Genomic DNA, 10917 nt, shown 5'->3' on the forward strand with positions numbered 1-10917 from the left:
GGCAAGCGCAGCGTATTAGCGTATACGAGCATTCCAAACCCCGTTTCAACGCAGTGTGGGCGAGTGCGGATACATTTCGCACAGAGCCTAGCGCCCTGCCCCGCGAGGAAGCTCCCATGACCGCCGGCCCGATCCTCTCCCTGCGCCACTACCGCCACGACCTGATTGCCCACAGTCACGACCATTCACAACTGGTGTTTGGCCTGGGCGGCCGCCTGGATTTCGAGGTGCAGGGCCATGGCGCTTTAGTCCAGCGCCAGGGCCTGATGGTGGTGCCAGCCGGCGCACATCACACCTGCGGCAGTCCATCCGGCAGCGACTGCCTGGTGCTGGATGTTCCTGATGAACACTGGTTGTACGAGCAATTGGGCCGCCACGCCGATGCCAGCCGCCGCCTGCTGGATCGTCCAGGCCCTCTGAGCCTGGACAGCCGGCAGCAACAGTTGGTCGACTGGCTCGCCAGCAGCCCGGTGGATGACCCCTTGATCGCCCAGCAGGGCGCAGTCCTGCTGCTGGCCAGCCTCAACGCGCACACCCTGCCGGCGAGCGTCCAGCGGCGCCTGCCCTACGCGGCATTCGATGCGCACATCGAGCAGCACGCGGCCCACCCGCTGCAGGTGGCCGACCTGGCACGCCTGGCCGGTTTGTCCAGCGCCCGCCTGCATGCGCGCTTCGCCAGCGAATGCGCGATGACGCCGATGGACTACATCCGCCAGCGGCGATTGCTCAAGGCGCGACGTTTGCTGCAGCAGACCTGCCTGCCGATCGGCGAAATTGCCGCGCAGGTCGGTTACAGTTCCCAGAGTGCGTTTTCTGCCGCCATGCTGCGCGACTTCGGCCGCTCGCCCATGGCCTTGCGCCGCGAGCCTGGCGACAACTGACGCGAGGATCTCGACAGACAGTACGCGACAGCCCTCGTAGACTGGCCCTGGAATATCGAGCCAGCGGGTTGTTCGCCGGCCGCCTGACCCATCGCCGGATACACCCGCTCGACCGCGCCTGGGCCACTGTCATCACAAGGACTACCATGAACCACCGCACCGCCCTTGGCGCCCTGCACATCGGCGCCCTTTTCTTCGGCCTTACCGGCGTCTTCGGCAAGCTGGCGACCAGTGCCAGCCCCACGATCATCGTCTTCGGACGCGCCGCCTTCGCCGTGCTCGCTCTGGCACTGTTCGCCAGCCTCGCCGGCCCCGGTTGGCAACGCCTCAGCGCCCAGGATGCGCGCCGGCTGCTGCTCGGCGGCGTGCTGCTGGCCGGGCATTGGGTCAGTTTCTTCATTGCCGTCAAGGTCGGCGGCGTGGCCATCGCCACCCTCGGCTTCGCCAGTTTCCCCGCCTTCACAGTGATTCTCGAAGGCGTGTTGTTCCGCGAGCGTATACGCCGCAACGAGGCCGTGCTGGTGGTGCTGGTAAGCATCGGCTTGGTCCTGGTCACCCCTGCCTTCGACCTGCAAAGCGAAGCGACAGGCGGGCTGCTGTGGGCGTTGCTCTCGGGATTGCTGTTCTCGCTGCTGTCGCTGACCAATCGCGCCGGTTCCGGACGGCTGCCGGCGGTACAGGCGGCGCTGTGGCAGAACCTGGTGGTCGGCCTGTGCCTGCTGCCCTTCGCCGGCCCAGGCCTGAACCAGGTAGCGACCATGGACTGGCTGTGGATCGCCCTGCTCGGCATCTTCTGCACAGGCGTCGCCCACAGCCTGTTCGTCGCCAGCCTGGCAGTGATCAAGGCGCGCACCGCCGCCGTGGTGTTCGGCATGGAGCCGGTCTATGGCATCGCCGTCGCCTGGGTGGTGTTCGCCGAAACGCCGACCGTGCGCATGTTGGTGGGCGGTGTGCTGATCATCTTCGCCATCGTGCTCTCCAGTCGCATGGCCGCCGAGCAACCGCCCAGGCAGCGCTCACTGGCCGAAAGCGCCTGATCAGCGATCGTTATGGCCCAGGTCGCGCTGCGGGTCGATCTGGTCGCGCAGTCGCTGCTTGAGCACCTTGGCCTCGGGGAAGCCACCATCGGCCTTGCGCTCCCAGAGCTGGATGCCATCGCAGGTTATGCGGAACACGCCACCGGTACCCGGCTCCAGGGCCACGCGGCCCAGGTCGTCGGCAAAGGTGCTGAGCAACTCCTGAGCCAGCCAGGCCGCACGCAGCAGCCATTGGCATTGGGTGCAATAAGTGATGACGATTTCAGGCTTGGGCTGCGTCATGGCAACGCGTCTCCTTCGGGATGAGCCGCTTATACTAGCGGTCTTTGACCACGGTTTTGAGACTCACGATGCGCCGCCTGCTGTTCTGCCTTTTGCTGATAGTCACCAGTTTCACTACCCTGGCCGCTGAAGTCGCCCGGCCCAAGGTCGGCCTGGTGTTGTCAGGTGGCGCGGCCCGGGGCATTGCCCATATCGGCGTGCTCAAGGCTTTGGAGGAGCAAGGTGTACGCATCGACGCTATCGCCGGCACCAGCATGGGGGCGGTGATCGGCGGGCTGTATGCCTCCGGCTACAGCGTCGAGGAGCTCGAGAAACTCGCCACCACCCTCGACTGGCAGCAGGCGCTGTCCGATGCACCGCCACGCAAGGACGTACCGTTCCGGCGCAAGCAGGACGACCGCGATTTCCTGGTCAAGCAGAAGCTCAGCTTTCGCGACGATGGCAGTCTTGGCCTGCCCCTGGGCGTGATCCAGGGCCAGAACCTCTCCCTGCTGCTGGAAAGCAAGCTGGCCCACACCGCCGACACCCGTGATTTCGACAAGCTGCCGATCCCTTTTCGCGCCGTAGCCACCGACATCGCCAGTGGCGAAAAGGTGGTGTTCAGCCGCGGCCACCTGCCCCAGGTGATCCGCGCCAGCATGTCGATCCCGGCGGTGTTCGCCCCGGTCGAACTCGACGGCCGCCTGTTGGTGGATGGTGGCATGGTCGACAACATTCCCGTCGATGTGGCGCGGGACATGGGGGTGGACCTGGCCATCGTGGTCGACATCGGCACCCCCTTGCGTGACCGCAAGCAACTGGCCACGGTGGTCGACGTGCTCAACCAGTCGATCACCTTGATGACCCGACGCAACTCCGAGGAGCAATTGGCCAGCCTGCACCAGGACGATGTCCTCATCCAGCCCTCGCTCGCCGCCTTCGGCGTGACCGATTTCGGCCGCGCCCAAGACATGATCGATGCCGGCTATCGCGCCGCCCGGGCCTTGGACAACCGCCTGGCCAGCCTGCGCCGCGCCGAGGGCGATACCGGGCTGGCCGTGGCTCGCTCGCCACGCCAGCGCCGGCCGATCATCACCGCGATCAGGGTGGAGAACGATTCGAAGGTCAGCGACGATGTGATCCGTTACTACATCCGCCAACCCTTGGGCGAGCCCTTGGAGCTGGATCGTCTGCAGACAGACATGGGCACTCTGTACGGCTTGGACTACTTCGACCGGGTGCAGTACCGCGTGGTGCACAAAGGCGATGACAACACTCTGGTGATCAATGCCCGCGGCAGGCGTGGCGGCACCGATTACCTGCGCCTGGGCCTGAATCTTTCGGACGACATGCGCGGCGACAGCGCCTTCAACCTCGGCGCCAGCTACCGGGTCAACGGTATCAACCGGCTAGGCGCCGAGTGGCTGACCCGTGCCCAGATCGGCGACCAGCAGGAGCTCTACAGCGAGTTCTACCAACCCCTGGATGTGGGCTCGCGCTATTTCATCGCGCCCTATCTGGACTTCGGCTCGCAGAACATCGAGGCGACCCTGGACAACGACCCGATCGCCGAATACCGCCTTGAGCGCTACGGCTTCGGCCTCAACCTCGGTCGACAGATCGGTACCTATGGCGAAGTACGCGTGGGGGTGGGCAAGGCCTGGGGCGAGGCCGAGGTACGCATCGGGGACCAGGACCTGCCTTCGGTCAGCTTCAACGAAGGTTTCTACGAGCTGAAGTACTCCTTCGACACGTTTGACAACGTGTACTTCCCCCACAGCGGCGAAGACATCGGGCTGGCCGTGCGCCAATACGACAAGTCGCTGGATTCGGACGAGCAGTACCGCCAGTGGGAGTTCAAGCTGGACAAGGCCTTCAGCAGCGGGCCGAACAGCCTGGTGCTGGGCGGGCGCTATGGGCGCACCCTGGATGACGCCCAGGTGGTGACCTCAAGCTTCGTGTTCGGTGGGGCCAGGCAGTTGTCGGGCTTTCGCCAGGACTCGGTGTCGGGGCAGAACATCAGCCTGATGCGCATGGTCTACTACCGCCGCCTGACGCCCCGCGCCTACCTACCGCTGGACTTCCCATTGTATTTGGGGGGCTCGCTCGAGCGTGGCCGGGCCTGGAACAACGACAACGAGTTCGACAGCGGGTACATCAACGCAGCGAGCATCTTCCTGGGCCTGGAGACACCGTTGGGGCCGTTGAACATCAGCTATGGAGCCAACGATGAACATCAGAAGGCGGTGTACCTGAACCTGGGTCATACCTTCTAAACCAGTGGAGCCGCCGTGCGGCCCCACGTGGCATGGATTCAGGATTTTTCGAGGTTGGCGAGAATCTTCGCATGCACCCGCATGCAGACTTCCAGATCAGCCTCGTCGACCCCTGTGAACAACTCCTGACGCAGGGCGTTGGCGATGGTCTCGATCTGGTCGATCAGCGGCTTGGCCGGTGGGCACAGCAGGATTTTCTTCGCCCGACGGTCTTCCATCACCGCCTGACGGCGCACCAGGCCTTGGCTCTCCAGGCTGTCGAGCAACCGCGCCAGCGTCGGCCCCTCGACCCCGACGCTCTGGGCCAGCTCGCGCTGGGTCGGGGACTCTTCGAAGCGGGCCAGGTGCAACAGCACCAACCAGCGTGCCTGGGACAGGTTGAGCCCGGCAAGGCGGCGGTCCAGTTCGGCGCGCCAGCCACGGGACATCTGGGCCAGCTGCATGCCGAAGCGGTGTTGGTTATCGGTCAGGGGCATAAGCGACTCTATGAACAGAACTAATTATTAGCCAGCTAATCATGCCCGACGCCAACAGGCAAGGCTGCAGCGCGCGGGAATGTCCGATAATCGTCAAAAAGCGTGACGAGGGTCAGTCACAGCTCGAACTCCGCGGCCAATGCCGCACGCACACAATGCAGCACGCCTTCAGGTACGCGCTGGCCGAACAATGGTGACACTGCCGATACCGGAGGCAGTTCGCCTTCGCCGTCAAGGAAGGCATCCTGCACTTCCATCAGCAGGTCTTCGGGCAGATCCAGAGCCTGCTCAAGGCTCAACTCCTGGCGACCAAGGGCCTCGGCCAGCAGGCTGTAGACATTCTTCTCACTGCAATTGAGCTGGCCGGCGATCTGCGCCGGCGTCATGCCGGCACGGGCCAGGCTGACCAGCTCGTGGCGAAGGTCGAGCACCACCTTCGGCGCCTGATCCCCCGTACCGCCATTGAGTACCTCGAGGAACGCTTCGCCGTAACGCTCCAACTTGCGCGCACCGACGCCACTGACCTGGGCCATGTCGCTGAGGCTGGTAGGTTGACTGCGCAGCATCTCCAGCAGGGTCGAGTCGGGGAAGATGACATAAGGCGGCACGCTGTGCTCCTCGGCCAGCTTGCGCCGCAGGGCTCGCAGCGCCTCCCAGAGCTCGCGCTCCTCGGCACGCACCAGCTGGCTGGCAGGGCTGCCGCCACCGGAGGATTTGGCCACGGCCTGTGGTTTGAGGTCGCGGCGCAACTGCAAGGTGACTTCGCCGCGCAACAAGGGCCGGCAACTGTCCGTCAGACGCAGCCCACCGTAGCCTTCCAGGTCGATGTCCACCAAGGCACGTGCCACCAGCTGGCGGAACAGCGAACGCCATTCGTGTTCGCTCAGGGCCTTGCCGACGCCGAACACCGACAGCTTTTCATGACCGAAACTACGCACCTTCTCGGTATCCTTGCCCACCAGCACATCGACCAGATGGCCCACCCCGTAGCGCTGACCAGTGCGGTATACCGCCGACAGGGCCTGGCGCGCAGGCTCGGTGGCATCCCAGGTCTGGACCTGGTCTACGCAATTGTCGCAATGACCGCAGGGCTGTTCGAGCACTTCGTCGAAGTACGCCAGCAGTGTCTGGCGGCGACAGCGGGTTTCTTCACACAGCGCCAGCATGGCGTCGAGCTTGTGCTGCTCGATGCGCTTGTGGCGCTCGTCGCCTTCGGAGTTCTGCAGCATCTGCTTGAGCATCACCATGTCCTGAAGGCCGTAGGCCATCCAGGCGTCAGACGGCAGGCCATCACGGCCGGCACGGCCGGTTTCCTGGTAATAGGCTTCCATCGATTTGGGCAGATCGAGGTGGGCGACGAAGCGTACGTTAGGCTTGTCGATGCCCATGCCGAAGGCAATGGTGGCGACCATGATCAAGCCTTCCTCGTTGAGGAAGCGATGCTGGTTGGCCGCACGGGTCTCGGCGGCCAGGCCGGCGTGATAAGGCAGGGCTGGGAAGCCCTGCTCGCAGAGGAAGGCGGCTGTCTCGTCGACTTTCTTGCGCGACAGGCAATAGACGATGCCGGCATTGCCACGGCGCTCTGCGAGAAACGCCATCAGCTGCTTGCGCGGCGCTTCCTTGGGCACGATGCGGTAGAAGATGTTGGGCCGGTCGAAACTCGACAGGAATCGCTCTGCGCCCTGCAGATGCAGGCGCTGGACAATCTCCTCGCGGGTACGCATGTCGGCCGTTGCAGTCAGGGCGATCCGGGGTACCTGGGGGAACAGCTCGGCCAGTTGGCCCAGTTGCAGGTATTCCGGGCGAAAATCATGGCCCCACTGCGAGACACAGTGAGCTTCATCGATGGCAAACAGCGCGATATCCAGGGTCCGCAGAAACTCCAGCATGCGTGGCTGCACCAGGCGCTCGGGGGCCAGATACAGCATCTTCACCTCGCCACGACGCAGGCGCCCGGCCAGCTCGCGTTGCTGCTCGGCACTCAAGGTCGAATTCAGCGCAGCGGCCGCCACCCCCAGTTCGTCGAGGGTGGCGACCTGGTCGTCCATGAGCGCGATCAGCGGTGAAACCACGACAGCAAGGCCCGGACGCAGCAAGGCCGGCACTTGGAAACACAAGGACTTGCCGCCGCCGGTGGGCATCAGCACCAGGGCATCGCCGCCACTGGCCACGCATTCGATGATCGCTGCCTGGCGCCCCCGGAAACTGTCGTAGCCGAAGATGTCCTTGAGGACGCGCTGAGCCTGTTCGAGCATTGGAAACTCCAAAATCGCCGTACCATCCTGGACACAGGCTGGACGAAAAATCCGCCAGACACACTTGCCAATGCGTAAGCGGCTTTTGCCGGAATGCCGGGGAAACGGCACCCTGGGTGAAAAATCGCGAAGTATACCCCAGTGCCCGCTCGCGCAGGATGCCTTGACTGCTTCCCCACGACAGACGTTCCCTTGGCCCCCAGCCGCCGCAAGGTGCTAGAATTCGTTATCGTTTATTCCCCAAGGTAGCCCTGTAATGTCCTTCGCCGAGCAACTGACCCGCCTGCAAGCCTTCCTCGACGCCGACGAGCTGCACGAAGAAGCGCTGGACTACGTCGCCGCCCATGGCTACCTGACCGCGCTGTCGATCTGCTCCGAGGAAGTTCCCGAGCGCGAATGGATCGACGCCCTGTTCGCTGAAGAGCCCCACTACGCGAGCGATGCCCAGCGCACCGAGATCGAGGCGACCCTGGTGGCCCTCAAGGCCCACATCGGCCGCCAACTGGCCAGCGACGACGAGTTCGAGCTGCCATGCGACCTGGACTTGACCGACGAGCCGGACGACTCCGACCTGCGCGGCTGGTGCATCGGTTTCATGGAAGGCGTCTTCCTGCGCGAGGAAGCCTGGTTCGAGAACGCCGAGGAAGAAGTCAGCGAAATGCTGCTGCCGATCATGGTCGGTTCGGGCCTGTTCGACGAGCAACCGGAGTTCGAGGACATCGCCCGCAATGCCAGCCTGCAGGATGACATGATCGTGCAGATCCCCGAGGCGCTCACCGCGCTGTTCCTGCTGCTGCACGCCCCTGACGAGAAACCTGCCCTGCTCAAGCCGCGCCACCACTAAGGTGGCCATGCGCTACCTGTTGCTGGCCATCGGCTGGCTCAGCGTTGCGCTGGGGGTGGTGGGGATCTTCCTGCCGGTGCTGCCTACCACCCCTTTCCTGCTGCTGGCTGCGGCGTGCTTCGCGCGCAGCTCGCCACGCTTTCACCACTGGTTGATCAACCACCCCAAACTGGGTCCGTGGATCCGCGATTACCTCAGTGGCGAAGGCATCCCGCTCAAAGGCAAGGTCTACGCCATCGGCCTCATGTGGGCGAGCATCGGCCTTTCCTGCTACCTGGTGCCCCTGTTCTGGGCACGGGCCTTCATGCTCACCAGCGCCGTGTTGGTCAGCCTGTACATTCTCAAGCAAAAGACCCTGCGCCGCCCCGGTTGACGCTCAATCGCTGAGCGACGACGGTTCGGACTCCACCACCAGCAACAGACACCCCCTGGGCGAACGCAACCAATGCTCGGAGCCTGCGGCGTAGACCAAGCTGTCGCCCGCGCGAAACACCTGACCATCGACATCCATGACTTCGCCCTCCAGCACCTGCAGCAACTCGGTGGCTGCGTGCCGGTGCGGCACTGAGCGGCTGCCGGGCGCCATTTTCATCCAGTAGGCCTGCCAGGGGCCGGTGTCGGCCAGGATTTTCCAGCTGACGCCTTCCAGGCGCTGACCGCCCAAGAGCATGGGCTGCCACTGGACCTGGCTGGGGGCATGGGATTCGCGTAGGGACATGTGGACTGATTCCGAGGTGGGCTCGATCACAGTCTAGGGAGCTGACGCAGGCCCGGTGCTGCAGGTACGACCAGGGCGTATGCCCTGGCGTCGCATTTGTGCCTGGATCGAGAGGCGAGCCCGCGCCTGCAGGCGCGGGTCTCACGCCGCCCGTAACATTCAGACAGTATCCACTTTCAATGAGTGGTCATTGAGCATCCCATTGATGATAGTTGCAGTGTCCTGCCCCGAGGCGATCACCCCACCCGCGCCGGCCGTGACACCATAATGCTGAGCCAAGTCGACCCCGGCCAGCTCGATGGTCTGGGTGGGCGCCGCGCCCGCCACACTGCTGACTTCGATGGTCGAGACCACATTGGTTCCGGTACCGGTGACCTTGAAGTGCAGGTAGTCGTCCAGCGAGGCGGACGTGGCATGCTCTCCCTGAAGCAGCTGCGACAGGTCGAGGCGATCACTGCCGGGGATGAAGTCAGTGACGGTGTCGTGCCCCACATCCCCCTTCTGCCACACAAACGTATCGTTACCGCCCCCCCCGGTGAGCCGGTCATTGCCCACCCCGCCGATGAGGACGTTGTTGCCGCTATTGCCGATCAGGAGGTCGTTGTAGTCGGAGCCGATCAAGTTATCGATGCCATTGAGGGTGTCGATACCAGCGCCCCCGGTATCCTGCGCCCCCGTGAGGTTCAGGTTGACCGTCACCGCGCCGGGGGCCGAGGCGTAGCTGGCGGTATCGGTACCTGCACCGCCATCGAGCAGATCATTGCCCGGGCCGCCGATCAGCAGGTCATTGCCTTCCCCGCCGTAGAGCTTGTCATCACCACCGCCACCGACCAGCACATCGTTGCCAGCAGCACCGTGCAGGGTATCGTTCCCCGCGCCGGCAACCAGGGTGTCGTTGTCGGCAGTGCCGGTGAGCACACTGCCGCCCTGGTAGGTGATGTCGGCATTGCCCGTCGCGCTGCCGCCGTGGCCATCGCTCACCGTGTAAGTGCCGTTGTAGGCATCCTGCTCGGCATTGCTGTAATCGATCGACATCGTCAGTAGGTAGTTCACATTGCCGTGGCTGCCATTGCCGCTGGACAAGTTGATCATGTGGATGGAGTACGTCCCGTCGTGGCTGGCAGTGAAACCTTTGTCATTGTCGATGGCCTGGTAGCTACCGCTTTCGTCCTTCCATGCCATGGCGACCTGACTTGCCGACACGTCATGGTGCAGGTTCAGGGTCTCACCTTTCTTGAGCGTGACCGTCAAAACATCCTGGGCGTTGGCGAAGTTGCCGTTGGGCGAGGCCAGGAAGCCGCTCACGATCAGCGCGGCCGCCATGCTGTCGGCCGGCCCACGGAACTCGCTGCGCGCAAGGTCACGCACCCGGTTGGACAAGTTGCTGCCGGTACCAGTGAAGTCGGCCACAGGCGTGTCGCTTCCCACGCCAAAACCTGCGCCGTTGGGGGAAAACCGAGTGTCGAAGTAGGTCGAGGACACCGAGAGCTTGTCGTAATCAGGGTCGTTGTCATTGGCCAGCAGGGCCTCGGCCGGCACCGTCATCCCAGTGCCGGCGATATTGGTGATGAGATGGTCGGCCCCAGCCACAGGAGGCGCGTTCGTCACCTGCGGTTCACCGATCCAGGGCTGGCTGTCCTGTACCTTGATGCTGACGGTGGTGGTGCTTTCATCGCCGTCGGCGTCGCGGATGGTGTAGACGAAGGTGTCGGTCGCGCCATCGCTGCCCACGCTGTTGGGGTTGGCGTGGTAGCTGGCGCTGCCGTCGGCCTTGAGGATCAGGTAGCCATAGTTGCCCATGATCTGTGTGCCAACCTCACCATGGGCGGCGGTCGAAGTGTCGCTGCCAGCGCGCACGCCAACCACGACGTTGCCATTGGTCACCTTGTCCGCGCCCAGGTCATCGTTGTACAGCACATTGCCGGTGACCACCCCGCCTTCATGCACGATCGACTTCGCATCGGCGATGGCCTGGGGCACGTCGTCGACGATGTTGATGACGATCTGGCTGGTGATGGTATTGCCCTGCTGATCCTTCGCCTGGTAGGTGAAGGTCTCGGTCGTGGTATTCGGGCCATCGTTGACGCCACCTGGGGTCTTCGGCGCCGAGGTCAGGGTGTAGGTGTAGGTGCCGTCTCCGTTCAGATGAATCTGACCGTATTGCCCGAC

10 protein-coding genes are annotated in these 10917 nt (G+C 63.9%); 5 read left to right on the top strand and 5 right to left on the bottom strand.

Annotated features, from left to right (window positions below; translation table 11 throughout):
- The first annotated feature begins 116 nt into the window (after nt 1-116).
- Together BLS27_RS17575 and BLS27_RS17580 are read left to right on the top strand one after the other, a co-directional pair.
- Nucleotides 117-881: an AraC family transcriptional regulator gene (locus tag BLS27_RS17575; protein ID WP_090345996.1), complete on the top strand. Its 765-nt coding sequence runs from the start codon at nt 117-119 to the stop codon at nt 879-881.
- Nucleotides 882-1027: 146 nt separating this feature from the next.
- Nucleotides 1028-1918, top strand: a complete 891-nt coding sequence (locus BLS27_RS17580; RefSeq protein ID WP_043214345.1) for a DMT family transporter — start codon at nt 1028-1030, stop codon at nt 1916-1918.
- Here BLS27_RS17580 and BLS27_RS17585 read toward each other — a convergent pair whose 3' ends face one another.
- Nucleotides 1919-2200 carry an Rdx family protein gene (locus BLS27_RS17585; protein WP_043214349.1) on the bottom strand — a complete coding sequence of 94 codons (282 nt, stop codon included), beginning with the start codon at nt 2198-2200 and terminating at the stop codon, nt 1919-1921.
- Between the two features lie 68 nt (nt 2201-2268).
- Here BLS27_RS17585 and BLS27_RS17590 point away from each other — a divergent pair, with 68 nt between their 5' ends.
- Nucleotides 2269-4455 carry a patatin-like phospholipase family protein gene (locus BLS27_RS17590; protein WP_090345998.1) on the top strand — a complete coding sequence of 729 codons (2187 nt, stop codon included), beginning with the start codon at nt 2269-2271 and terminating at the stop codon, nt 4453-4455.
- A gap of 38 nt (nt 4456-4493) precedes the next feature.
- On the opposite strand, the gene BLS27_RS17595 is transcribed toward BLS27_RS17590, so the two are convergent.
- Both BLS27_RS17595 and recQ read right to left on the bottom strand, forming a co-directional pair.
- Nucleotides 4494-4931, bottom strand: a complete 438-nt coding sequence (locus BLS27_RS17595) for a MarR family transcriptional regulator (RefSeq protein ID WP_043214353.1) — start codon at nt 4929-4931, stop codon at nt 4494-4496.
- A 116-nt stretch (nt 4932-5047) separates the two neighbouring features.
- On the bottom strand, nt 5048-7186 hold the full coding sequence (gene recQ / locus BLS27_RS17600; RefSeq protein ID WP_043214355.1) for a DNA helicase RecQ: 2139 nt from the start codon (nt 7184-7186) through the stop codon (nt 5048-5050).
- 256 nt (nt 7187-7442) lie between these two features.
- On the opposite strand from recQ, the gene BLS27_RS17605 reads away from it, so the two are divergent.
- Both BLS27_RS17605 and BLS27_RS17610 read left to right on the top strand, forming a co-directional pair.
- A complete protein-coding gene (locus BLS27_RS17605; protein WP_043214359.1) occupies nt 7443-8030 on the top strand; it encodes a YecA/YgfB family protein in 588 nt (195 codons plus the stop codon).
- Nucleotides 8031-8037: 7 nt separating this feature from the next.
- Nucleotides 8038-8403, top strand: a complete 366-nt coding sequence (locus BLS27_RS17610; protein WP_043214361.1) for a YbaN family protein — start codon at nt 8038-8040, stop codon at nt 8401-8403.
- Nucleotides 8404-8406: 3 nt separating this feature from the next.
- On the opposite strand, the gene BLS27_RS17615 is transcribed toward BLS27_RS17610, so the two are convergent.
- Together BLS27_RS17615 and BLS27_RS17620 are read right to left on the bottom strand one after the other, a co-directional pair.
- Nucleotides 8407-8748, bottom strand: coding sequence for a cupin domain-containing protein (locus tag BLS27_RS17615; protein ID WP_090346001.1), 342 nt, complete (start codon nt 8746-8748; stop codon nt 8407-8409).
- Nucleotides 8749-8907: 159 nt separating this feature from the next.
- Nucleotides 8908-10917, bottom strand: a 2010-nt coding sequence (locus BLS27_RS17620) for a type I secretion C-terminal target domain-containing protein (protein WP_139205758.1), incomplete at its 5' end; no start/stop codon positions are given.

The organism is Pseudomonas guariconensis, assembly GCF_900102675.1.
Classification (GTDB): domain Bacteria; phylum Pseudomonadota; class Gammaproteobacteria; order Pseudomonadales; family Pseudomonadaceae; genus Aquipseudomonas; species Aquipseudomonas guariconensis.

Bases quoted from the DNA above. Each gene is read 5' to 3' on its own strand.
- BLS27_RS17575 (WP_090345996.1), top strand. From the start codon at position 117: ATGACCGCCGGCCCGATCCTCTCCCTGCGCCACTACCGCCACGACCTG.
- BLS27_RS17580 (WP_043214345.1), top strand. From the start codon at position 1,028: ATGAACCACCGCACCGCCCTTGGCGCCCTGCACATCGGCGCCCTTTTC.
- BLS27_RS17585 (WP_043214349.1), bottom strand. From the start codon at position 2,200: ATGACGCAGCCCAAGCCTGAAATCGTCATCACTTATTGCACCCAATGC.
- BLS27_RS17590 (WP_090345998.1), top strand. From the start codon at position 2,269: ATGCGCCGCCTGCTGTTCTGCCTTTTGCTGATAGTCACCAGTTTCACT.
- BLS27_RS17595 (WP_043214353.1), bottom strand. From the start codon at position 4,931: ATGCCCCTGACCGATAACCAACACCGCTTCGGCATGCAGCTGGCCCAG.
- recQ (WP_043214355.1), bottom strand. From the start codon at position 7,186: ATGCTCGAACAGGCTCAGCGCGTCCTCAAGGACATCTTCGGCTACGAC.
- BLS27_RS17605 (WP_043214359.1), top strand. From the start codon at position 7,443: ATGTCCTTCGCCGAGCAACTGACCCGCCTGCAAGCCTTCCTCGACGCC.
- BLS27_RS17610 (WP_043214361.1), top strand. From the start codon at position 8,038: ATGCGCTACCTGTTGCTGGCCATCGGCTGGCTCAGCGTTGCGCTGGGG.
- BLS27_RS17615 (WP_090346001.1), bottom strand. From the start codon at position 8,748: ATGTCCCTACGCGAATCCCATGCCCCCAGCCAGGTCCAGTGGCAGCCC.